20 protein-coding genes are annotated in these 21,549 nt (G+C 69.1%); 14 read left to right on the top strand and 6 right to left on the bottom strand.

The annotated features are described in order from the left end of the window. Positions 1-61 precede the first annotated feature (61 nt). The 6 genes from ASC66_RS06610 (at position 62) to ASC66_RS06585 (ending at position 5,106) form a co-directional block, all read left to right on the top strand. Positions 62-1,096, top strand: a complete 1,035-nt coding sequence (locus ASC66_RS06610) for a Gfo/Idh/MocA family protein (protein WP_055836717.1) — start codon at positions 62-64, stop codon at positions 1,094-1,096. Beyond that, positions 1,093-1,887 carry an amidohydrolase family protein gene (locus tag ASC66_RS06605; RefSeq protein ID WP_055836714.1) on the top strand — a complete coding sequence of 265 codons (795 nt, stop codon included), beginning with the start codon at positions 1,093-1,095 and terminating at the stop codon, positions 1,885-1,887. The genes ASC66_RS06610 and ASC66_RS06605 overlap by 4 nt, the downstream gene beginning before the upstream one ends. 2 nt (positions 1,888-1,889) lie before the next feature. Continuing rightward, positions 1,890-2,204 carry an L-rhamnose mutarotase gene (locus ASC66_RS06600; RefSeq protein WP_055836711.1) on the top strand — a complete coding sequence of 105 codons (315 nt, stop codon included), beginning with the start codon at positions 1,890-1,892 and terminating at the stop codon, positions 2,202-2,204. A gap of 72 nt (positions 2,205-2,276) precedes the next feature. Further along, complete coding sequence (locus ASC66_RS06595) at positions 2,277-3,437, top strand: aminotransferase class V-fold PLP-dependent enzyme (protein ID WP_055836708.1); 1,161 nt, start codon at positions 2,277-2,279, stop codon at positions 3,435-3,437. Positions 3,438-3,439: 2 nt separating this feature from the next. After that, positions 3,440-4,681, top strand: a complete 1,242-nt coding sequence (locus tag ASC66_RS06590; RefSeq protein WP_055836705.1) for a M20 family metallopeptidase — start codon at positions 3,440-3,442, stop codon at positions 4,679-4,681. Positions 4,682-4,722: 41 nt separating this feature from the next. Then, entirely contained in the window at positions 4,723-5,106 is a 384-nt protein-coding gene (locus ASC66_RS06585) for a RidA family protein (RefSeq protein ID WP_055836702.1), read from the top strand. 52 nt (positions 5,107-5,158) lie between these two features. Here the strand turns inward: ASC66_RS06585 and ASC66_RS06580 are convergent, their stop codons facing one another. After that, positions 5,159-6,652, bottom strand: a complete 1,494-nt coding sequence (locus tag ASC66_RS06580; RefSeq protein ID WP_055836697.1) for a SulP family inorganic anion transporter — start codon at positions 6,650-6,652, stop codon at positions 5,159-5,161. Positions 6,653-6,827: 175 nt separating this feature from the next. On the opposite strand from ASC66_RS06580, the gene ASC66_RS06575 reads away from it, so the two are divergent. From ASC66_RS06575 to ASC66_RS06565, 3 genes are read left to right on the top strand one after another with little or no spacing between them, the layout of a single operon-like run. Continuing rightward, positions 6,828-7,247, top strand: coding sequence for a hypothetical protein (locus ASC66_RS06575; RefSeq protein WP_055836694.1), 420 nt, complete (start codon positions 6,828-6,830; stop codon positions 7,245-7,247). 48 nt (positions 7,248-7,295) lie between these two features. Then, positions 7,296-7,853, top strand: coding sequence for a hypothetical protein (locus ASC66_RS06570; RefSeq protein WP_055836691.1), 558 nt, complete (start codon positions 7,296-7,298; stop codon positions 7,851-7,853). 4 nt (positions 7,854-7,857) lie between these two features. Beyond that, positions 7,858-8,784 carry an LLM class F420-dependent oxidoreductase gene (locus ASC66_RS06565; RefSeq protein ID WP_055838284.1) on the top strand — a complete coding sequence of 309 codons (927 nt, stop codon included), beginning with the start codon at positions 7,858-7,860 and terminating at the stop codon, positions 8,782-8,784. Positions 8,785-8,970: 186 nt separating this feature from the next. Here the strand turns inward: ASC66_RS06565 and ASC66_RS06560 are convergent, their stop codons facing one another. Beyond that, the gene (locus tag ASC66_RS06560) at positions 8,971-9,396 is read right to left on the bottom strand and encodes a GNAT family N-acetyltransferase (RefSeq protein ID WP_353612520.1); all 426 of its coding nucleotides are present in this window, start codon (positions 9,394-9,396) and stop codon (positions 8,971-8,973) included. 162 nt (positions 9,397-9,558) lie between these two features. Between ASC66_RS06560 and ASC66_RS06555 the strand changes: the two genes are divergently transcribed. Then, a complete protein-coding gene (locus ASC66_RS06555; protein ID WP_162243479.1) occupies positions 9,559-10,359 on the top strand; it encodes a DarT ssDNA thymidine ADP-ribosyltransferase family protein in 801 nt (266 codons plus the stop codon). A gap of 293 nt (positions 10,360-10,652) precedes the next feature. Here the strand turns inward: ASC66_RS06555 and ASC66_RS06550 are convergent, their stop codons facing one another. Further along, complete coding sequence (locus ASC66_RS06550) at positions 10,653-11,561, bottom strand: class II fructose-bisphosphatase family protein (RefSeq protein ID WP_055836684.1); 909 nt, start codon at positions 11,559-11,561, stop codon at positions 10,653-10,655. Between the two features lie 2 nt (positions 11,562-11,563). Continuing rightward, the gene (locus tag ASC66_RS06545) at positions 11,564-11,995 is read right to left on the bottom strand and encodes a DUF1761 domain-containing protein (protein ID WP_055836681.1); all 432 of its coding nucleotides are present in this window, start codon (positions 11,993-11,995) and stop codon (positions 11,564-11,566) included. Between the two features lie 260 nt (positions 11,996-12,255). Between ASC66_RS06545 and ASC66_RS06540 the strand changes: the two genes are divergently transcribed. Beyond that, positions 12,256-12,570: a hypothetical protein gene (locus tag ASC66_RS06540; protein WP_055836678.1), complete on the top strand. Its 315-nt coding sequence runs from the start codon at positions 12,256-12,258 to the stop codon at positions 12,568-12,570. Positions 12,571-12,604: 34 nt separating this feature from the next. Here the strand turns inward: ASC66_RS06540 and ASC66_RS06535 are convergent, their stop codons facing one another. Beyond that, positions 12,605-16,402, bottom strand: a complete 3,798-nt coding sequence (locus ASC66_RS06535) for a DEAD/DEAH box helicase (RefSeq protein ID WP_055836675.1) — start codon at positions 16,400-16,402, stop codon at positions 12,605-12,607. 204 nt (positions 16,403-16,606) lie between these two features. Then, complete coding sequence (locus tag ASC66_RS06530; protein ID WP_055836672.1) at positions 16,607-18,895, bottom strand: S9 family peptidase; 2,289 nt, start codon at positions 18,893-18,895, stop codon at positions 16,607-16,609. 65 nt (positions 18,896-18,960) lie between these two features. Here ASC66_RS06530 and ASC66_RS06525 point away from each other — a divergent pair, with 65 nt between their 5' ends. From ASC66_RS06525 to ASC66_RS06515, 3 genes are all read left to right on the top strand, one after another. Further along, positions 18,961-19,512: a deaminase gene (locus ASC66_RS06525; protein ID WP_082492097.1), complete on the top strand. Its 552-nt coding sequence runs from the start codon at positions 18,961-18,963 to the stop codon at positions 19,510-19,512. 15 nt (positions 19,513-19,527) lie between these two features. Next, complete coding sequence (locus tag ASC66_RS06520; RefSeq protein WP_055836670.1) at positions 19,528-20,928, top strand: M18 family aminopeptidase; 1,401 nt, start codon at positions 19,528-19,530, stop codon at positions 20,926-20,928. Between the two features lie 255 nt (positions 20,929-21,183). Then, positions 21,184-21,546, top strand: coding sequence for a hypothetical protein (locus ASC66_RS06515; protein WP_055836666.1), 363 nt, complete (start codon positions 21,184-21,186; stop codon positions 21,544-21,546). The last annotated feature ends 3 nt before the right edge of the window (positions 21,547-21,549 follow it).

Raw genomic sequence — 21,549 nt, 5'->3', positions numbered from 1 at the left:
TCAGCCCGAACGCTGAGGCCTGACGCGCGCCCACAACCGGCACCGAGAGAAACGACCGAGTATGACTGACAACGGCCCCCTGCACACGGCGACGATTCGAGACGGCGTGCGGGTGGCCGTTGTCGGTGCTGGCCAGTTCGGCGAGCTTCACGCGCAGGCCTTTCGGACGAACCCCGACTGCCGACTTGTCGCGATCGTCGACCGCAACCTCGATCGGGCGCGGGAGGTCGCGGAGCGGTGCGGAGCGCCGGCGGCCTACGGCTCTGTCGAGGAGTTGTTCGCAGCCGAAGCGGTCGACGGCGTCTCCGTCGCCACTGGAGGGGCGCACCATCTCGAGCCGACCCTGGCGGCGTTGCGGGCGGGCGCGAGTGTGCTGCTCGAGAAGCCGGTCGTGCTGCGGCCAGAGGAGGCACGCCTGCTGACGGATGCCTCCGCCTCGGCGAGGGGATTCGTGCTCCCGGCTCACATCCTGCGCTTCGCGGCACCGTATCGTGAGCTCGCAAGCCGTATCGCCGCTGGATCGATCGGGGCGCCCCGAGCTCTCTCATTCCGGCGACACCGCACCATCGAGCACGACGGCCTCTTCCCCGATGTGCACCCCGTCTTGATGACGATGGTGCACGACATCGACTTGGCGCTCTGGCTGGATGGCTCGGCGCCGACCGTCGTCACCGCGCGTCAGCTCCGTATCGCGGGACGCGCCCAGCCGTCCGTGGTCTGGGCTGAGGTCGTCACGACATCCGGATCAATCTGGTCATTCCAGGTGTCGTGGTCGCTCGCCGGCGCAGGCGGCCTGCCCGATGCGCTCGAGGTGATCGGCGAGACCGGGGCTCTCTCGCTCTCGCTTGGTGCCCGCGTCTCGGACTTCGGCCCGGCATGCGCTCCGGTCGACGACGCACTCACCCCGCTCGGCAGCCATGGAGCACTCGATGAGGAGATCCGGATCTTCGTCGACGCGATCCGCTTCGGCACGGCGCCGACCGTCGTCACCCTCGATGAGGCGGTGAACGGCCTCGCCCTGGCCCACCGGATCATCGCTGCGGCGGAGCTCGCCGAATCGGATGCGGGGCCGCGCCCTCCCGAGGTGGGTGCATGAGCGCGCGCTTTGACTCCCATATCCACCTCTTCGACACCGGATACTCCGGTGATCGCACAGCGGGGGCCGAGCTCGCCCAGTACGAGGCACTCCGAGCCGAGCACGGAGTTGACGACGCCCTCGTCGTCGCATACGAGGGCGATCAACGTTTCCGCGGAAACAACGACTACGTCCTCGGCCTGGGCGAGCGACTTGGCTGGGTGACCCCACTGCTCTTCCTCGACGCTGCGCGTCCGCTCTCGGTCGCCGCCGCCGAGATGGCCCTGGATGCGGGTGCGGCGGGCTTCAGTCTGTACCTAGGCGACGACGGCGCGATCTGTGACGCCTTCGACGACAAGTTCTGGGCCCTCCTGAGCAGCCGCTCGGCACTGCTCAGCATCAACGCCACCCCTCGAGGCGTGGCGGGAGCGTCTGAGCGTATCCGGGCGCTCGGCGATGCGAGGGTGCTGATCAGCCATCTCGGGCTGCCGGCCGCAGGCGGGCGCGATGCCGCCCCGAACGCGGCGCTCCTCGGTTTGGGGACGGCAGAGTCGGTCGCGGTGAAATTCTCCGGGTTGTATGCCACCGACCCCGTGTACCCGCACTACGGCGCCCGCGACGCGACGATGGCACTCCTCGAGGTCTTCGGGGTTGAGCGCCTGCTCTGGGGCTCCGACTTCGCACCGGGGCTCGACGTCGTGAGCGCCGACGAGCTCTTCGCGATTCCCGCGTGGCTGAGCGAGCAGCTGACCGCAGCCGAGCGCGCCCTGATCCTCGGCGGCAACCTGCGAACACTCTGCGGCAAGGACTGACCATGTATCGCTTCTGCTACACCTTTGAGCTTCTGCCAGGCACGATCGAGATTTACGAGAAGGAGCACGAACAGATCTGGCCCGGCGTCGTCGACGCGATGCGCGCCGCCGGCATCCGCGACTACTCCCTGTTCCGACGTGGGCACACCGTGATCGCCTGGGGAGAGTGCGAACGCCCGCTCGTGGAGGCCTTCGCCGAGCTCGACGCCGATCCGGCCAACCGTCGCTGGAGCACACACATCCGGCGGCTCATGCACGACCCGCTCGACGAGAACGGTGAGCTTCTCTTCGCACCGGAGGTCTGGCGGATGCCATGACCGACTGCCCCGCGCCGTCCCAATGGACGGAGCGTCATCCACAACCCGCAACACATCGAAGTGAGGAAACCCATGGAACGCTCCGGCGATCGGCCGCTGCTGGACCGAGACAGCTTCATCAATCTCGAGGCCGAGTCCTATCTGTACACCGGAGCGCACTCCCCGGCGCTCGCCCGCGTCGAGCACGCCATCGTCGACTCGTACCGGGCCAAGAGCCTGGGCGAGCGCGGCCGCGACGTGCTCTTCGCCGCCGAAGACCACACGCGAAAGAGCATCGCCACGTTGACGCATCGCTCCGCGAGTGAGGTCGCCCTGCTCGGCGATGCCTCGACGGCGTGGAGCGCCGTCGCCAACGGGTGGAACTGGAAGCCAGGCGACAACATCGTTGTGAACGAGTACGAGCACCCCGCGGTCTTCGCCCCCTGGCTGCGATTGCGTCAGTTCGGCCTGGAGGTTCGGGTCGTCCCGCGCGCGGAGGACTGGGAGATGCCGACGGCATCGCTCGAGGCGGCCTGCGATGAGCGCACGATCGCGATCGCGGTGAGCCACGTGGGCTACGTCAATGGTCTCCGTCACGACCTCGGCGGCATCGGCCGCTTCGCGCGCGCCGCCGACATCCCGCTGCTCGTGGACGTCTCGCACTCCCTCGGCGTCATCGATATGGACCTCGAGCACGCGGCGATCACGATCAGCGCCTCGTACAAGTGGACGCTCGGGCCATACGGTGTCGGCGTCGTCATCTGGAACCAAGAGCTGTTGCCGGACTTCCGGCCGGGCAACGTCGGCTGGCGCTCCCTCGGGAACATCTTCACGGAGGACCGCTTTGACGAACTGAACTGGAACGTCGACGCCACGCGGTTCCAAATGGGGGCACCCGCGCTCGCCGAGATCGCCGGGCTCGGAGCCGGCATCGATACGATCCTCGAGCTCGGCATCGAGAGGGTGGAATCACACGCGCTCGCCCTCGTGGCCCAGGCCCGCGCCGCACTCGTCGAGCTCGGCGTTGACGTGATCACGCCGGCCGACCCCGCACGCTCGGCCGGGAACCTCGCCTTCCTGCATCCAGCCGGCGAACGCTTCGCCGAACGCTTGGCGCAGCGAGGCGTGCTGGTGTGGGGCGGCGACGGCCGGGTGCGCGCTTCATTCCACGTTATGAACAGCAGAGACGATGTTGCTCGATTCGTCGACGGCGTCGCCGCGACGATCGCGGAGTACGAGATGGTGGGAGCCTGAAAATGACAACGGCAACGACGAGCCACGAACTGATCGACGGCTACCTCGACGCGGGGCGCGACGAGCTCATCGAGCTCGTCGAACAGCTCATCGCGATCGACAGCCAGATTCCGCCGCACGCCGATGAGCGAGCGATCGTCTCCTTCCTGAGCGAGCGGCTCAGCGAGTTCGGGTTGGGCGAACTCACCGTAATCGGGCCCTCCGAGGAGCGCCCCAGCCTGTTCCTGCGGATGCGCGGAAGCGGCGGCGGGCGCACCCTGATGCTGAATGGGCACACCGACACGAAGCCTGTCGGTGAGGCGCGAGAACTCTGGCTGACCGAGCCCCTGCACGCCACGCACCGGGACGGCAACATCTACGGCCTCGGTGCGACCGATATGAAAGCGGCTGTTGCGGCGATGATCTTCGCGGCCCGCGCCATCAAGGAGACCGGTACAGCGCTGCGCGGTGACCTCGTCATCGGCATGATCGCCGACGAGGAGGCCGGTGCCCAGCTCGGCGCGAAGTACGTCGCCCCGTTCGTGGACAACGTCGACGCGATCCTGATCGGAGAACCGAGCGGGTGGGAGCACGACTGGCAGGGCATCCACCTCGTGTCGCGGGGCGTGTGCTGTTTTCGGGTTGTCGTCTCGGGAACGCAGATGCACTCGAGCCTTTCTGACCGGATGCCGTCGGTGAACGCCTCGCTGAAGCTGGCCGATCTGATGACCAGGATCGGCGCTGAGCTCGAACTGCCGTTCACCGCACACCCGCTCGGCGGGGTCGGCCCGACCCTGAACACCGGCGTCATGCTCGACGGTGGCACGTTCTTCGGCGTCGTGCCGGGCCGGGCCGAGTTCGCCTGCGATCTGCGCACCGTCCCCGGCATGACCAAAAAGCAAGTGGCCGACGGGATCGAACGCTGGCTCGAGGCGTGCAGGGCAGCGGACCCCGAACTCGTTGTCGAGTACTGCTTCGAGCCGGGGCTCGACTGGATTCCGTGGAGCGAGATGGATGCCGACCACGCGCTCGTCGCTGCCACCCAGGCGGCGGCTCGCGATGTCCTGGGGGAGGCACCGCCGTTGGCCGTCTTCCCCGGCGGCACCGATGCTCCCTGGTACTCGGAGCTCGGCATCCCCACGCTGCCATCTTTCGGCCCCGGCGTGCTCACCTGCGCCCACGGGCCAAACGAGTACGTGAGCGCCGAGAGCGTGCATCAAGCCGCCCGCATGTACGCCCGCATCGCGGTTGACTTCTGCGGTTGACGCTGACGACAAGACACGACGACACAACACGAGGAGAGACCATGACGATGCACCCGCTGTTCACGACTGAGGCCCCGGCGCCCGGTGGCGCATATTCCCAGGCGATGCTCGCCGGCGATTACATTTTCACTGCCGGTCAGGTGGGCCTGAATCCGAGGACGGGAGAGACGCCGAGCGACTTCCGTGAGGAGGTACGCCAGGCGTTGGCCAATCTGAAGAGTGTGCTCGCAGAGGGCGGCGCCGAGTTCGGAGACGTCGTTCGCACGATGTGCCTGCTGACCGATATCGGCAACTTCGCCGTCTTCAACGAGGAGTACGCCGCTGTCTTTGGCGAGCACCGCCCGGCACGAAGCACCTTCGGCATCGCGCTCGCCGGGGGCTTCACTGTGGAAATCGAGGCGATCGCCTACATCGGAGCCCGCTGAGGGCGCGCTCCACACTGTCGGGGTGGCCGAGTGGCTGTTCCGACAGTGGCGCCTAGAGGTGCCCGCTGAGCCTGCCGTGCAGCGCGGTGCTGCGCTCGTCGAGTCCGGTGAAGGTGACGGATGCCGCATGCTCCGTGTACTTGTGCTGCACCGAGTCGAGCACGGCCACCGTCGAGGCGTCCCAGATCTGCGCGTCGCTGAAATCCACGGTCACCTCGGCGGGGTCCTGCCCGTAGGAGAACTGTTCGACCAGGTCGTTGGAGCTGCCGAAGAACAGCGGTCCGGCGACGGAGTAGTGGGCCCGGGACCCGTCCTCGGAGACCGTGCGCGTGACGGTGACGACGTGCGCGACGCGGCGGGCGAACAGCACCATCGCCAGCACCGCCCCGGCCCCGACACCGATCGCGAGGTTCTGCGTGGCGACGACGATCGCCACGGTGCTGAGCATCACGACGGTCTCGGAGAGCGGCATCCGGCGCAGGGTGGCCGGCGCGAGGCTGTGCCAGTTGACGGTCTTGATCGCGACGATCATCATCACGGCGGCCAGCGCCACCATGGGGATCTGCTCCATCACCCCGCTGAGGGCTGTGACGAGCAGCAGCAGGAAGACGCCGGCCACGAAGGTGGAGATGCGGGTGCGGGCCCGGCCGAGCTTCACGTTCACCACGGTCTGGCCGATCATCGCGCAGCCGGCGATGCCGCCGTAGAAGCCGGCGAGGATGTTCGAGACGCCGAGCGCCCACGACTCGCGGCCCTTGTTCGAGCGGCTGTCGGTCATGTCGTCGACGAGCTTGGCCGTGAGCAGCGTCTCCATGAGGCCGACGAAGGCCACGCTGAGCGCGGTCGGCCAGATGAGGGCGAGCGTGTCGAGATTCAAGGGCACGAGCAGCTCGGTGAAGCCGGGCAGCCCGCCGCCGATCACTCCCTCGTCGCCGACGGTGGGAACGCTGAGGTGAGCGACGATCGTGATCACGGTGGCGACGACGATCGCCACGAGCGGCGCGGGCACGGCGGTGGTCAGGCGGGGCAGGCCGAGCACGATCAGCACGGTCAGCGCGAACAGCGGGTAGACGAGCCACGGCACACCGAGCAGGTGCGGCACCTGGGCGACGAAGATCAGGATGCCGAGGGCGTTGACGAAACCGAGCATCACCGAACGCGGGATGAAGCGCATCAGGCGGGCGAGCCCCGTGACGCCGAAGAGGATCTGCACGAGGCCGGCCAGGATGACGGTCGGCAGCAGGTACTCGACGCCGTGCTCCTTGACCAGCGGTCCGACCACGAGGGCCACGGCGCCGGCGGCGGCCGTGATCATCGCCGGGCGGCCGCCGAGGAAGGACATCGATACGGCCAACACCACGGATGCCACCAGGCTCACGCGTGGGTCGACGCCGGCGATCACCGAGAAGGAGATGACCTCGGGGATGAGCGCGAGCGTGGTGACGATGCCGGCCAACACCTCGATGCTGAGTGCGCGGGGGTTGCGGAGCACGGCGAGCACCGTGGTCGGGGCAGCGGGGAGCGTGGGGGAGGAGTTGCGTGGCACGGCTTCAACAGTAAGGTGCGCGCCGGGCGCCACGGTGCCACGCCGGATTCGGTCCCGGTTCGCTCCCTCGCACCCGCCCTGCTTCCTGCCCTGCACAGGCGGCGGCCGATCGCGGTTTCTCCACAGCCTCGGAGTCTCCTCGTGTGCGCTGACGAGCCGCGCGCAGCATGGGGGAATGACAACTCTTGACGCCGACGAACTCCGGCAGATTCCGCTCGACAGTGACGCCGCCGTGCAGGCGCGCGTCGAACAGCTCATCGGCGCTGCCTGTCGGCGCCAGTGGTGGATGCTGCTCCTTGACGAGGCGGGAAGGCAGATTCCGATCATCATTCCCATGGCCGACTACCCGAAGACGCCGAACGGTGGCGCCGCCGGTCTACTCGCTGCCCGCGTCGCCGAGACCGTGTACGAGGCGGGCGCGGCGCAGGCGATCTTCGTCTGGGAACGTCCGGGCGGGCACCGGGTCAGTCACCTGGATCGCAGCTGGGCGCGGGCTCTCGCCACTGGGTGCGCGGATGCCGGCGTCTCGGTGCGCGCTCAACTGATCAGTCACGACGACGGCGTGCGCTGGGTGGCTCCCGATGACCTGCTGTGAGCGCGGCGGCGGCGGGCTGCAGCCGACGCCGAGGGCGGGAGCGGCGCCATGACCGTGCGCGAGAACGAGCAACGTTCGGCCGCGGCGCTCAGCTCGCTGATTGCCACGCTGCAGGCGCACCCGTCCACCGCCGTCGATGTGAGCGAGCAGTACAGCTACCGGGTGGTGTGGTCGCCCGACGAGCAGGCCTTCCGCGGCACGGTCGACGAGATGCCGGCGCTCTGCTGGCTGGCCGGGGAGCACATCGCGGCGCTCGCCGGCATCCGCAATCGTGCGCGCGAGGCCGTGGCCGAAGCAGTTGCCGGTGGGCGGCCGCCGCCGGAGGCGTTCGGATCGCTCGGCGCGACGCGAGATCCGGCCGGCGCGGAGCGGCCGGGCCTGGCCGAGGTGGTACCGGTGTTGGTTCCGGTCGAGCTTTACGCACGCCTCGCTGCGTCGGCACGCGAGCAGCAGGTGGAGCCTCACCTGCTGGCGATCTCGCGCCTGGCCGGCAGTCGCGAGGTCGCCATTCTCGAACTCAGCGAGCCGGACGACACACGGAGACACCGGGGAACGCGGCGCGGCCACGGAAATGCTCGGGGTGGCTCCGCACAGCTGGCAGAGTGAGGCCATGAAGTTCCGCATCTTCACCGAACCCCAGCAGGGCGCCAGCTACGACGACCAGCTCGCCATCGCCCAGGCCACCGAACGCCTCGGCTTCGACGCCTTCTTCCGCAGTGACCACTTCCTGGCGATGGACGGAGCGAGCGGGATGCCGGGCCCGACGGATGCCTGGCTGACGCTTGCCGCCCTGGCCCGCGAGACCAACGACATCCGCCTCGGCACGCTCGTCAGCTCGGCGACGTTCCGACACCCGGCACTGCTCGCCGTGCAGGTGGCTCAGGTCGACCAGATGTCGGGCGGGCGGGTCGAGTTCGCGCTCGGAACCGGATGGTTCCAGGCTGAACACGACGCGTTCGGCATCCCGTTCCCGGCCAAGCGCTTCGGCATGTTGGAGGAGCAGCTCGAGGTGATCACCGGACTGTGGGGCACCCCACTCGGCGAACGGTTCACCTACAGCGGCGAGCACTACACGTTGCTCGACTCGCCGGCACTGCCGAAGCCCACGCAGCAGCACATCCCCGTCATTGTCGGTGGCACGGGGGCCGCGCGCACACCGCGCCTGGCGGCCCGCTTCGCCGATGAGTACAACGTGCCGTTCTCGCCCCTCGCCGAGACGGATGCCGCCTTCGGCCGTGTGCGTGACGCCTGCGAGCAGGCCGGCCGCGCCGCCGACTCGATGATCTACTCGACGGCGATCACGACCGCGATCGGCTCGACGGAGGCCGAGTACCACCGCCGTGCCGCTGCGATCGGCGAGGAGCCGGCGACGTTCCGCGGGGACTCACTCGGCGGCACCGTGCAGGAGGCCGTCGACAAGCTCGGCGCGCTCGCCGAGATCGGCGTCGAGACCGTGTACCTCCAGATCCTCGACCTCAGCGATCTGGACCACCTGGAGCTCATCGCAGCCGAGGTCGTGCCGGCCTTCGCCGACTGAGCGGGCGCTCACCACACGACGGCTGAGGAGCGAGGAACGAGCGACGAAGCCCTGAGGGTTATCGGGGGACGGATGCGCAGAGCCCGGCGTCCCTGGAGCGGGCTCAGGGCTTCGTTCGTTCCTCACTCAGCCGACGTGGGAGGGCTGGCAATCGCCGCAGACGGTCAGCGACGAACCGCGGCGGCGTCAGCGGCTGAGCAGCCCGGCGCGCTCCGGGTTGCGCTCGAACCACTCCGCCGCGTACCAGCAGCTCGGCACGATCCTGAGGGTGCTGTTCGTCTCGATGTCGTTCACCGCGAACTCCATCAACTCGGCGGCGTACCCCCTGCCGCGGAACGGCGGCAGCGTGAACGCGCGCGTCAGCGCGATCTCGGAGTCGTTCGCCGCGTAGTCGAGCACGCCGAGGAGAGTGTCGCCGTCGCGCATGCTGTAGCGGCGGGCATCCGGTTCGTTGGCAAAGGTGTGAGCCATCTCTCCAGCGTAGTTCTCCGGGCGGACCCGAGACTCGAAGCGCAAATCAGTGGGGGCGGATAGGCTCAAGTGGTAACGGGCACGCCCGCTTCCGGCGTACCCTAGAGGGTTGGCACTTTGCGTTTTCCGCGGAACCCGCACACGTGCCCGTAGAACGACTCGGGGGCTGGCGAGTGCAACACAGACGGAAGGTTGGCCTTGAGCGACGAATGTATCCACGGTTTTGATGACGGACTGTGCGCGCAGTGCTTCCCCCCGCCCGTCACGGAGCCCCTGACGCCGCCGGTGAAGCGTGTTGCCCGTGTGAAGCCCGCGTCGCTGCGCGAGGCCCCCACTGTCAAGTCGACGACCCGCGGCGCAGCCCCGGTCACCCTCAAGGTGGAGGCCGCGCCGACCAAGGTCGCCGAGCTGCGCATCTACCACGTCACGCACGTCGACAACCTCGCCGGCATCCTCGCGGCCGGTCAGCTCTTCGCCGACTTCGCCAAGCCGCCGGTGAACATCTCCTCCGCCGGTGTGCGTGAGGCCCGCCGCGCCAAGACCGTCGACGAGCGTGTGCTCAGCGAAGACATCGGGCCCCGCGTCGTCGCCGACTACGTGCCGTTCTTTCTCTCGCCGAACGCGCACGTGTGGAACAGCATCCGCGCCGGCCACGACGACCCCCGCCTCACTCTCGAGGCACTCGGCTACGCGGCATCCGAGTTCGTGCTGCTGGTCAGCACGGTCAAGCACGCCTTCGACGCGGCCACCGCGCAGGCTGCTGCCGCCGTCGACTCCGACGCAGCGGATGCCGCAGACGGCTCGCTCGGTGGATTCGCCGTCGCCGACGGTGACGCCGTCGGCCTGCTCACGAACTTCGCCACGACCCGTGCCGACGCGGAGCGCATGCTCAAGCGTCTGCGCGCCGACGACGAGTCCGAGAGCATCCTCGGCGCCGAGGTACTGGTCGCCGACACGTTCCCGTTTGAGCAGATCTCGCTGATCGGCGTTGCCAACGACAAGGTCCGCGCGACCGTGCGCGGCATCCTCTCGGATGCCGGTCACAAGACCAAGGTCGCCGTGTACCCGCCGTGGTTCCAGGCCACAGAGGACATCGCGGAGTAGTCGCTTCGCAACAAACGACCGGGGCAGCTGCCCCGGTCGTTTGTGTTTGTGCGGTGCGAACGCTCCGGCCCGTGAGGTTTCGATACGCTCGTTCCTCGCTACTCAACCAGCAAGCAGTCTGAACACAACTCCGCCGGTTGAGCCTGGCCCCGCTGGTTGAGCTTGTCGAAACCGCCCCACGTCGGAGATTTCGACAGGCTCAATCAGCGGGCGAGAGGCACCCTCTGCGGACGCACTCCGCTGGTCGAGTAGCGACGAAGGAGCGTATCGAGACCAAGGCCAGCCGGAGACGCCTAGGTGACCGGGGCCGAGGCGAAGAGCACGCGCTCGCTCGCGACCAGGTCGTCCAGGCCCAGCACGCGCTCCACCGCGTGGCCGGCCGCGAGCACCGCTGCACGCTCCGCCGCGCTCTGCGGGGCGAGCCTGCCCTGCATGAAGCCGCCGAGCGCGCGCACCGCGCAGGCGGCGATCACGCCCTCCGGCGTTCCGCCGATGCCGATCGCCAGGTCGATGCCGGAGCCGGGCGTCGCGGCCGCGATCGCGGTGCCGATGTCGCCCTCGCCGACCACGTGCAGGCGTGCGCCGCTGGCCTGCAGCTCGCCGATGAGTGCCGCGTGCCTCGGCTTGTCGAGCACCGCGACGGTGAGGTCCTCGACGCGGCGGCGGCCGGCATCCGCCAGCCGGCGCAGATTCTCACTCGCCGAGAGGCTGAGATCGAGCACGCCGACCCCGACCGGGCCGGCGATGAGTTTGTGCATGTAGAAGGCGTCGCGCGGATTGAACAAGGTGCCGCGCGGCGCCAGCGCGATCACGCACACCGCGCCGGGCAGGGCCTCGGCGGCGAGGCGGGTGCCGTCGAGCGGGTCGACAGCGATGTCGCACTCCGGGTAGCTCGCGCGTTCCTCGGCGCTGAGACCCTGGTCGAAGCCGAGCCCGAGCTGCTCGCCGTTGGCGAGCATCGGGGCGTCGTCCTTCTCGCCCTCACCGATCACGACCGTCCCGGCGAATGGCGCGCGCAGCAACACGGCGCGCATCGCCGCGACCGCGGCCTCGTCGATGGCGTTCTTGTCGCCGGAGCCGACCATCGCCGCGGATGCCGCCGCTGCGGCATCCGCCGACCGCACGACCGCGGCGACGAGCTCGGGCGCGAAATTCGCGCCCCCGATGACCGTCGTGGCTGGGGGAGTGGCGGCTGTCGACACCGTTAGACGGATCCGGCCGGCGGCCAGACGCCGATGATGAGCGACATGATCACGATCGTGACGAGTTCGTGGGCGATGTTGAGGACCGTGAGACCCGTCGGGCGGCCGTCGAAGGCGTCGTGCGTGATGAAGCGGGCGGCGGTGAAGCCGGCCCAGAGGATGATGCCGGTGAAGATCGTGTTGAACAGGAAGCTGCCGCCGTAGAAGTCCCAGGCGATGAACGCGGCGCCGGAGAGCACCCACGCCGTCACGAAACTCACGATCACGGTGACGATGATCGGCCAGATCGCATCCTTGCTGTTGCCGGACGGCGTGATCTTCGCGGTCTTCATCCAATAGTTGCCGAACACCTTCGGGGTGTACCAGATCGAGCCGACGACCATGCTCGACAGTGTCGCGAGAAGTACCGCCCAGTAGTTGATTTCCGGGACCATGAGAGCCTCCATGTATCGAGCCTGAGTGCGTGCTGTGAGTCTACTCGTGCTTCGGTGAATCCCGCCGTCCGAATTGAGTTCGACTCACCCGACGGCGGTTAGCGCGTCCGGTTCATCGGCAGCGAGCGGTGAGCGGTGCGCGCCCTTGAGTAGATCTCAGGGGGTTGCACTCCGAAGTTAAGGGTCTGCGCCCGATGCCGCCGCCCCCGACCAGACGGAGCCTTGAAGCGTCCACTTCTCTCTCCACGAAAGGCTTGATCATGTTCCAGTCACTCCACTCGCGCGCCGGTATCGGTGTCGGCGCGACGGGTGGTCTCACGCTGTTCCTCACGCTCGGCATTGCGACTCCGGCCGCGCAGGCGAACGGCGCAGTATCGGCCCAGGCCGACGCCGTCAGTAGCGCCGCATGTCCGGTGCAGCGGATCGGCACGCAGCTCGTGCGTTGCGACAACCTCAGCGGGGCCGGCGCAGCCGCGAGGCCCAGCGTTCTGCTCTGGGAGGCGCCCGCCTCGCTATCGAGCGCGCCGGCATCATTGCCATCGCTGCCTCCGCGCATGAATCGCGGCATGTTCTGATGCTGCGGCTGCTGGTTCCAGCGCCGCCCCGGCGCTAGGCGAGCAGGCCGCGGATGTCGTCGGCCGTCAGCGCCGCACTGAAGGCGGCGTCGTCGTCGAGCACCGCGCTGAAGACGCGCGCCTTCGCCTCCTTGAGCGCCATCACCTTCTCCTCGATCGTTCCGGTGGCGACCATGCGGTAGACCATCACGTTCTTCGTCTGTCCGATGCGGTGCGCGCGGTCGACGGCCTGCGCCTCGCTGGCCGGGTTCCACCACGGGTCGAGCAGGAAGACGTAATCGGCCTCGGTGAGGTTGAGGCCGAAGCCGCCGGCCTTCAGGCTCACCAGGAACACCGGCGCATCGCCCGTCTTGAAACGGTCGATCACCTCGGAGCGCTTGCCCGTCGAGCCGTCGAGGTAGGCATAGGCGATCCCGCGTTCCTCGAGCCGAGCCGCCGCCTTCTGCAGGAAGCTCGTGAACTGGCTGAACACGAGCGCGCGGTGCCCCTCGGCGACGACGTCGTCGAGCTGTTCGAGCAGCGCATCGAGCTTGCTGGACGGGATGTGCGCGTACTTCGGGTCTACGAGGCTGGCGTCAAGGCTGAGCATGCGCAGCAGGGTGAGCGAACGGAACACGATGAAACGGTTCTTGTTCATGTCGTCGATCAGGCCGAAGAGCTTCGCCCGCTCGCGCTGCAGCATCGTCTCGTAGAGCTTCGCGTGCCGCGGCTCGAGGTCGATCGCGAGGGTCTGCTCGTGCTTTGCCGGCAGCTCGGGCGCGACGAGCTCCTTGGTGCGGCGCATCATCAAGGGGCGGATGCGGCGGCGCAGCGTGGCCAGCAGCTCGCGGTTCTCCTGCTTGTCGACGCCCTTCTCCAGCCGGCGCACGTAGTTCTCGGTGAACTTCCGCGCGCTCGGGAACAGCCCCGGCGCCGTGATCGAGAACATCGACCAGAGCTCGAGCAGGTTGTTCTCCATCGGCGTGCCCGTGATGGCGAGCTTGAACGGCACAACGAAGTCCTTGGCGACCTGGTGCGCGCGCGCCTTGTGGTTCTTGACGAATTGCGCCTCGTCGAGGATGAGTCCGGCCCAGCCGAGCCCGCCGTATGCGGCCTCGTCGAGGCGGAACAACGCGTAGGAGGTGACGATGATGTCGGCCCCGGATGCCAGATCCGCCAGCGTCTGCTTCCCGCGCCGCTTGGCCTCCGTCGTCTTCACGGTGTGCACGGTGAGGCCGGGTGTGAAGCGGGCGGCCTCCGCCGCCCAGTTGGAGACCACCGAGGTGGGGGCGACGACGAGGAAGGGCCGCCGCTCGGCCGGATCCGTGTTCTCGACCGCGTGCGCGATGAGCGCCAGCGTCTGCAGCGTCTTGCCGAGCCCCATGTCGTCGGCGAGCACACCGCCGAGCCCGTGCCGCCAGAGGAAGGTGAGCCAGTTGTAACCGTCGTGCTGGTACGGCCGCAGGGTGGCGGCGACGGAATCCGGAACCGGCGTCGGCTCGAGCGCGTCACGGTTGTCGAGGATGCCGTTGAGCCCCGACACGGCGGAGCGCCACGACTGCGCCTGCTCGGTGTAGTCGGCGAGGTCTTCGAAGTCGGCCCAGAGGCTGGTCTGGTAGCGGCTGATGCGCAACCCGGTCTCCCACTCGGAGAGCGCCTTGGCCTCCGAGATGAGCACCCGCAGCCGGTCGAGGGCCGGGTGTTCGAGCGAGAGGAAGCTGTTGTCGACGAGGAGCAGCTTCTTCTTGTCTTTGGCCATCGCCTTGAAGAGCGGCCCGAACGGAACCTTGCGACCGCCGACCGTCACGACCACGCCGAGGTCGAACCAGTCGGTCTGCTCGGTTTCGACCGTGGTGATGGTGAGCTCCGGCGCCTCGGTCAGCTCGCGGTAGTCGGGGCGGGTGCCCTGCACGTCGACGCGCACGCCGTCGACCCGTTCGATCCGGGGGAGAACGGTGGCGCAGAACTCGGCCGCGTCGATACCCTCGAGCAGGCGCGCCTGCGTCTCCGGCTCGACGTGCGCCTCGTCGTAGAGGCGTTCGGCGGTCTCGGCCTCCGCCGCCTCGTCATCGCCGGGCTCGCGGCCGTCGAGGTACTCCCACGCCCACTGCAGCATGAGCACATGCTTGGGGCGGAATGTGGCGGTGAGCACCAGCGTCGGGCGCTGCAGCGCGGGCAGCTCGATCGACTCGTCGCTGCTCGTGACCTCGATGCGGCGGCGCAGCTGCGGGTAGTAGCCCTCAAGGAACTCGGTGACCTCCTCCGCCGGCACCTCGAGCGGCTTCGCCTGGCCGAGGAGCGCGCGCAGCTCGGGGGTGAGCGGGGCATCCAGTGGGGCGAGGGTGATGCTCGTGTGCTCGGCCGGCTTCGCCTTCGCGGCTTCCGCCGCCGCCGTCTCCGCCGCCTTTTGGGCACTGCTGCGGCGGCCGTAGCGCACCGGCTCAACAATCTCGGTGACCTCGCGCAGGTACACGCCGTGTTCGCCGATCGCGGCGGCGAGGGCCGTCGAGTGCGTGGCGCCGTCGACCGTGAGCACGGGGGTCAGCAGCAGTCCGGCGGATGCCGCGGCGCCGCTGCCCACAGATTCTTCAGCGTCCGCGTCAACTGCGGCGGTGTCCACGGCCGCGGCCGCGTCGGTGGCGTCGAGGCTCAACGCCGCGTGGCCGGCCAGCTGCACCGACACGGTCTTGGTCGCGCCGAGCAGCGGGATCTTCAGCGCCTCCGCCCGCTCGAACAGCTGCCAGAGCAGGGGGCTCGCGAATTCGTCGAGCACGATCCAGTCGGCGTCCTCACCGGTGTAGGTGAAGCGGGCGGCGCGGTAGAGCGCCCCGAACTCGCAGAACCAGCGGTGCTGCGCCGGCTCGAGGTTGAGCCGGTTCGACTGGTAGCTGAGCGTGCCCCAGCTGATGCCGGTGCGCACCCAGCTACCGCGCTCGTTGCGCATCACCGGGCGCACGGCGAGCTGCAGCGCCGGGGCTCCGGATGCCGTCCGCCGACCCGTTCCCGCCCCGAAGCTCGGGCGCGGCGGCCGGTTGCTCGAGCCGCCCCACTGCTGCGTGCTCCACCGGCTGGTCGGCTTCCGGTTCGCCTCACGGAGCTCGAACTGCAGACCCATCGGCGTCGGACCGGTGGCGACCCGGGCTGTTCCGGTGCGGGAGCCTGTAGGGGCACCCTCGTCGTCGCTGCGGAGGCGGGCATCGCCGGGTGGCTGCGCGATCGGGCCGAGCGCGCGCTTCCAGGCGGGCGCCGGCGGCTGGCGGGTGGGGGCGGCGGATCCGGAGCCCGAGCTGGAGCCAGCGTCGGCGAACTCGTCGGGCATCTCCTCTGGTGTCTCGTCGGGCGCCCACTGCGGGGCCTCGTCGTCGCCTTCGGACGGCCACCAGGTGCGCTGCGCAGCGCCGCGCTGCAGGCTGTCAGAGGTGCGGGTGAACGCGCCGCCGCTTGAGCGCCCACCGGCCGCGCCACCGTAGCCATCCCCGTAGCCATCGTCGTATTCGGCGTCGCGCGGCTCGGGAGGGGCCTCGAGCTCCTCCGTCTTGCGGCGGGCTGCTGCGGCGTTCGCGTTCAGGATGACGGCCGCGACGTGGGCGCAGTCGCCGCCGAGCGGGCAGCCGCAGCCGCTCGCGAACGGGGTGCCGAAGCCGCGGGTGGTCGGCTCGATCCGCACCGAGACCGCGAGCGGGTCGGAGCCTGTATCCGTCACAACACCCGTGAGGGTCTCTGTGGACTCGTGCCAGATGACGGCGCTGACCGAACCGTCACGCGCTCGGCCGCGGCCACGCTCGTAGATCCCGCGCCCGACGAGGCGGATGATGTCGCCCACGTCCACGAGCGGGTACGTGGGCGCGATCATGCTCCCAGTGTGTCACGCCCTGCCGACAGCTCCTCCGTGGAGGGCTCAGGGCTTCGGTCGCTGGCGCTCCCTCAGCCGCCGTGGGTGGTGGCTGTCGCGAAAACAGACAATGACGTCGCCGCGGGACCGGGACAGCCTGTTTTCGCTACCGGGGTGCGAGAACTGCCTGTTTTGCCAACCGGATTGGATGCCGGAGCGGTGGCGCTACTCGCCTGAGGGGTGCGCGTTGACCGCGTCGATCACCCAGGCGTAGTTGAACGCCCGCTCCCGCCAGGCGCTGTAGCGACCGGAGACGCCGCCGTGCCCGGCCGCCATCTCGGTCTTCAGCAGGGCGTCCGCGCCGACCTCGCGCAGCTTCGCCACCCACTTGGCCGGCTCCACGTAGAGCACCCGGGTGTCGTTGATGCTCGTGACGGCGAGGATCCGCGGGTAGTGGGTGTCGTGCACGTTCTCGAGCGGCGAGTAGCCCTTCATGTACTGGTACACCTCCTCGTCGTGCAGCGGGTCGCCCCACTCGTCCCACTCGATCACCGTCAGCGGCAGCGAGGGGTCGAGGATCGAGGTGAGCGGATCAACGAACGGCACCTCGGCGAGGATGCCGGAGAACAGTTGCGGCGCGAGGTTCGCGACCGCGCCCATGAGCAGGCCGCCGGCGCTGCCACCCTCTGCAACGAGCCGGTCGCTGGCCGTCACGTCACGGTCGATCAGGTGCTTGGCGCACGCGACGAAGTCGGTGAAGCTGTTGCGCTTGTGCAGCTTCTTGCCGTTCTCGTACCAGAGCCGGCCGAGCTCGCCGCCGCCGCGCACGTGGGCGATCGCGAAGATGATGCCGCGGTCGAGCAGGCTGAGCCTGGCGATGCCGAAGCTCGGGTCCATGCTGGCCTCGTAGGAGCCGTAGCCGTAGAGCAGCGTCGGCGCCGGCTCGCCCGCCGTGACGAGGTCACTGCGGTAGACGAGCGAGATCGGCACGCGGGTGCCGTCGGGCGCGATGGCCCAGTCGCGGCGCTGGGTGTAGCGCGTCGGATCGAAGTGGCCGAGCACGGGCTGCTGCTTCAGCATCCGCAGTTCATTGCTCTCGACCACGTAGTCGTAGACCGTCGACGGAGTGACGAAGCTCGTGTAGCCGAGGCGGATCGTCGGCTGCGCCCACTCGGGGTTGCCGGAGAGCCCGACCGCGAACAGCTCCTCACCGAAGCTGAGCTCGTGCGGGGTGTCCTCGTAGCGTCCGCCGTTCTTCGGCACCATGGCAACGGCCAGCCGGGTGAGCCCCTCGCGGCGGTACTCGATCGCGACGAAATCCTGGAACGCCTCGACGCCCTCGAGCCGCACCTCTGGGTTGTGCGGAAGGATCACGCGGCGCTCGCCGCGGGGGTCGGATGCCGCAACGCTCACCAACTCGAAGTTGATCGCGCCGTGGTTGTGCACGATCAGCAGGCGGTCCTGGGTGCCGACCACCACGTGTTCGACGTCGTACTCGACGCCCTCCACGCGAGGCCAGACGAGCTCGAACTCACCCGTCGGGTCGCTCGCGTCGAGCAGCCGGGTCTCGCTGGTGATGTTCGAGCCGAGCTCGATCACGAGGTACTTGCGGCTGCGCGTCTCTCCGACGCCCACCCAGTAGCGCTCGTCCGGTTCGTGGAAGATCTGCACCGCGGATACCGGGTCGGTGCCGAGCTGGTGGCGCCAGACCGTGTCCGGCCGCCACGCCTCGTCGACCGTCGTGTAGAACACGTAGCGCCCGCTCGGATCGAACAGTGCGCCGGCGGAGGTGTCGGTGATCGTGTCGTCGAGGTCGTCGTCTGCGCTGAAGCGCTGCACGCCGGCTGCGGCCTCATCCATCGTGGCGTCGCGGCCGAGGTAGCGCACGTGCAGGGTGTAGCGTTCGTCGCCCTCGAGGTCGACGCCGTAGAGGAGCATGCTGCCGTCGGCGCTGACCGCGAAGGTGCCGAGTTCGTAGAAGTCGTGTCCGTGGGCTTCGACGTTGTCGTCGAGCAGGATCTGCTCGCCCGGCAGGGACGCTTCGCCGGACCGGGCGTGGGCGGCCGCGGCGTGAGCGGCGGCGTCGGCGTCGGTGGCGAGCCGGAACGGGGAGGCGGTGGCATCCGGAACCGTGCGCGCGTCGGCGGGTGTTGCCTCCGCCTCGGCCGGGACGATGGTCGGCGGCGTCCAGTCGTCGGGCCCGGCGATCGGGGCGCGGCAGTGCACGCCGTACTGCTGGCCCTCGATCGTGCGCGTGAAATACCACCAGTGGCCGCGCCGCACGGGAACGCTGAGGTCGGTCTCCTTGGTGCGGCCCTTGATCTCCTCGAAGATCTGCTCCTGCAGGATCGCCAGGTGACCGGTGCGGGCCTTGGTGTACGCATTCTCGGCGTGCAGATGCGCCTGCACCTCGGGGCTGTCTTTGTCGCGCATCCACTCGTAGTTGTCGACGTAGACGTCTCCGTGGTGAACGCGTTCCGTCGGAATCTGTGCGGCAAGCGGTGGCGTGAGCATGACTTCAGGGTAGGCCGAATGTGCTGTTCATGGGAGTTTCGGATTCCGGAGAGCAGAATGGGGCCATGGCTGAGACAACTGCACCGTCCGCGAGCTCCGAGCCGAGCCCCACACCGAAGTCCGCACCGGGCTCCGCGCTGAGCTCCGACGACCTTGAGCGCCTGCGCGTCACGATCCTGGTGGCGTCATCCTCAAGGGTCAACGGCAATCACCCCTTCGGCTCCGTGCTGACGGATGCCGCAGGCACAGTCGTGCTCGAAGCGGAGAACACGGTGGTCACCGCCCGCGACGCGACCGGGCACGCCGAGACCAATCTCGTGCGCCTGGCCTCGAGCCGCTACAGCCCGGCCGAGCTGGCCGACTTCACGCTGTACACGAGCACCGAGCCGTGCGCGATGTGCTCCGGAGCAATCTACTGGGCCGGAATCGGGCGGGTCGTGTTCGCGCTCGCCGAGGCCGATCTCTACGCAATTACCGGCGAGAACGAGGAGAACCCGACGATGCGCCTGCCCTGCCGGGAGGTGTTCGCGGCCGGACAGCGGGAGACCGCCGTCGCCGGGCCGGCGCCGGAACTCCATGCCGAGGCGACAGCGGTGCACGCGGGCTTCTGGGGGTAGTGCTTGGATGGACTCATGAGTCTTGAAGTGAGTGCCGAGGTCTACACAACCGCCTACATCGAGGATTTCGCCCGCTTCATCCAGGCGTCGCCGTCGTCGTACCACGCGGCCGCAGAGCTGGCGCGGCGTCTCGAGGAGGCCGGATTTACCGGCCTTGACGAGGGTGCGGACTGGTCGGATGCCGGGTCTCCCGCGGCGGACGCCGCACCCGGCCGCTTCTTCGTTGTGCGCGACGGCGCCGTCATCGCATGGGTGCAGCCGGCGGCATCCGGACCGACGACCCCGTTCCGCATCCTCGGCGCGCACACCGACTCGCCCGGGTTCAAGCTCAAGCCGAAGCCCACGACCGGCGCACACGGCTGGCTGCAGGCCGGCGTCGAGGTCTACGGCGGTCCGCTGCTGAACTCGTGGCTCGACCGCGAGCTCGAGCTCGCCGGCCGGCTCGTCACTCGCGACGGCCGAGTGCACTTGGTGCGCACCGGGCCATTCCTGCGGATCCCACAGCTGGCGATCCACCTCGACCGTGGCGTCAACGACGGCCTCTCCCTCGACAAGCAGCGCCACACCCAACCCGTCTGGGGTGTCGGCGACGCCAGCCAGGCCGATCTGCTCGGGCACCTCGCCGGGATCGCCGGTGTCAAGGCCGCCGACATCGCCGGCTACGACATCCTCACCGCCGACACGGCGGCCCCCGCCCGCTTCGGCCTGAACGGCGCGCTCTTCGCCTCCGGACGCATGGACAACCTGAGCTCCGTCTACGCCGCGCTCGTCGCTCTGATCGAGGTGGCGTCGCGCGGGGCCGTGCCCGAGAGCAGCGAGGGAGCTGAGGGCAGTGCGCAGAACACGGGCGGCGGCCGTGGCCGGGGTGCCGCGGCATCCGTGGCGCACATCAGCGTGCTCGCCGCCTTCGACCACGAGGAGCTCGGCTCCGAGACGCGATCGGGTGCCTCCGGCCCCTTCCTCGCCGACGTGCTCTCCCGCATCGGCGAGGGGCTCGGCGCGAGCCAGGGCCAGCAGCTGCAGGCCTTCGCCGGCTCGTGGTGTGTCTCGGCCGATGCCGGCCACGCCGTGCACCCCAACTACCCCGAGCGGCACGACCCGGCCGTGCGCCCGCTGGCCGGCGGCGGCCCGCTGTTGAAGATCAACGCCAATCAGCGCTACGCGACGGATGCCGCGGGCGCCGCCCTCTGGGTGCGCGCCTGTGCAGCCGCCGAGGTGCCGTTCCAGGAGTTCGTCTCGAACAACACGGTTCCATGCGGATCGACGATCGGACCGCTGACGGCGACGCGTCTCGGCATCCGCACGGTCGACGTCGGGGTGCCGCTGCTGTCGATGCACTCGGCGCGCGAGCTCGTGCACGTGGACGACGCCGTCGCGTTGAGCCGCGCCATCACCGCGTTCCTGAACGGCGCGTAGTTGAAAAGGATCCGGTGGATCCTTTTCAACTACGCGAAACGCGGCAGCCCCCTAGCAGCGCGCACCCACCCGAGCCGATCTCCCACGCCCTTCCGGGGCCTGCCCGCGCGGGCGGGCGCACGGCTGCGACCCGCGCGTGTTGCGGCGTGTGACACGCCCGTGTGACATCGGCGAGCGGCCGACTTACTCTTCTTGAATCGAACGCTGAGTGCGCGGCATCCGCCGGCCCGGCCAGACGCCCCGAAGGAGGTCAGGATGTCCAATCTCAAGCCACAGGTGCAGCACAGTATGCAGTGCACCGCGGGGGAGTCCTGCACCCGTCGCGCGCCCGGCCACGGCATCTCGCCCATGCAGCTGCTCGCGAGCGGCGCGACGCCGAGCAAGTGGCGCGACGCCTTTGTCTCCCAGGTCGACGCCGACGGCTGGATCGCGATCGAACTCTTCGATCCGTCGACCGGTCTTGCGGATGCCGCGACGCCGGAGTCCGGAACGGTCTGGCTGTGGAGCCACGCCGCACCCACGCTGGAACTCGGCACCCCGGTGGCCCTGCACGCGCTCTACGGCGCGCTCGCGGTCGGCTCCGAGCGCATCAGCGTCGTGGTGGCCGGCGCCCTCTAGGAA

This window comes from Leifsonia sp. Root4 (assembly GCF_001425085.1).
Classification (GTDB): Bacteria; Actinomycetota; Actinomycetes; order Actinomycetales; family Microbacteriaceae; genus Microterricola.
Note: the sequence above shows the minus strand (reverse complement) of the source record. Positions and strands in the feature narration are given on the sequence as shown.

Excerpts from the sequence above, each read along its gene's own strand:
- ASC66_RS06540 (WP_055836678.1), top strand. The coding sequence starts at position 12,256 with ATGTTCCAGTCACTCCACTCGCGCGCCGGTATCGGTGTCGGCGCGACG.
- ASC66_RS06605 (WP_055836714.1), top strand. The coding sequence starts at position 1,093 with ATGAGCGCGCGCTTTGACTCCCATATCCACCTCTTCGACACCGGATAC.
- ASC66_RS06610 (WP_055836717.1), top strand. The coding sequence starts at position 62 with ATGACTGACAACGGCCCCCTGCACACGGCGACGATTCGAGACGGCGTG.
- ASC66_RS06570 (WP_055836691.1), top strand. The coding sequence starts at position 7,296 with ATGACCGTGCGCGAGAACGAGCAACGTTCGGCCGCGGCGCTCAGCTCG.
- ASC66_RS06535 (WP_055836675.1), bottom strand. The coding sequence starts at position 16,402 with ATGATCGCGCCCACGTACCCGCTCGTGGACGTGGGCGACATCATCCGC.
- ASC66_RS06595 (WP_055836708.1), top strand. The coding sequence starts at position 2,277 with ATGGAACGCTCCGGCGATCGGCCGCTGCTGGACCGAGACAGCTTCATC.
- ASC66_RS06565 (WP_055838284.1), top strand. The coding sequence starts at position 7,858 with ATGAAGTTCCGCATCTTCACCGAACCCCAGCAGGGCGCCAGCTACGAC.
- ASC66_RS06590 (WP_055836705.1), top strand. The coding sequence starts at position 3,440 with ATGACAACGGCAACGACGAGCCACGAACTGATCGACGGCTACCTCGAC.
- ASC66_RS06575 (WP_055836694.1), top strand. The coding sequence starts at position 6,828 with ATGACAACTCTTGACGCCGACGAACTCCGGCAGATTCCGCTCGACAGT.
- ASC66_RS06600 (WP_055836711.1), top strand. The coding sequence starts at position 1,890 with ATGTATCGCTTCTGCTACACCTTTGAGCTTCTGCCAGGCACGATCGAG.
- ASC66_RS06545 (WP_055836681.1), bottom strand. The coding sequence starts at position 11,995 with ATGGTCCCGGAAATCAACTACTGGGCGGTACTTCTCGCGACACTGTCG.
- ASC66_RS06525 (WP_082492097.1), top strand. The coding sequence starts at position 18,961 with ATGGCTGAGACAACTGCACCGTCCGCGAGCTCCGAGCCGAGCCCCACA.
- ASC66_RS06520 (WP_055836670.1), top strand. The coding sequence starts at position 19,528 with ATGAGTCTTGAAGTGAGTGCCGAGGTCTACACAACCGCCTACATCGAG.
- ASC66_RS06530 (WP_055836672.1), bottom strand. The coding sequence starts at position 18,895 with ATGCTCACGCCACCGCTTGCCGCACAGATTCCGACGGAACGCGTTCAC.
- ASC66_RS06585 (WP_055836702.1), top strand. The coding sequence starts at position 4,723 with ATGACGATGCACCCGCTGTTCACGACTGAGGCCCCGGCGCCCGGTGGC.
- ASC66_RS06515 (WP_055836666.1), top strand. The coding sequence starts at position 21,184 with ATGTCCAATCTCAAGCCACAGGTGCAGCACAGTATGCAGTGCACCGCG.